The organism is Vibrio sp. 03_296 (assembly GCF_002265885.1).
In genome coordinates, this window is sequence record NZ_NPKW01000573.1 from 1 (window position 1) to 296 (window position 296).

At 43.2% G+C, this 296-nt stretch carries 1 protein-coding gene; it reads right to left on the reverse strand.

The features are described from left to right. Positions 1-236: helix-turn-helix domain-containing protein (locus CIK04_RS26260; protein ID WP_128824712.1), on the reverse strand; the 236-nt coding region annotated here is incomplete at its 3' end. Between the last annotated feature and the right edge of the window lie 60 nt (positions 237-296).

Consider the following 296-nt stretch of genomic DNA (forward strand, 5'->3'; position numbering starts at 1 on the left):
CGAGCACCCAGCTCAAACACTTTTAACGTGAGTGAATACTTATCCGCTTCGCCTTCTTGAGACACATACCCAAGTGACTTCATGGTTTGTAAAAAGCGGTAAGTGGTTGCCTTAGACATCATAAGACGTTGCGACAATTCTGATACGCCAATCGCTTTCTGCTCACCCAGTGCTTGAAGGATGTGGAACACCTTCATCACTGACGAAACAGCTTCTGGCTGTGTCGACTTTTCCATTGTTTTCCCTTCTTTAGTGTATTTTTTGCCATATATCGTTGATTTCTGTATCACCACTAT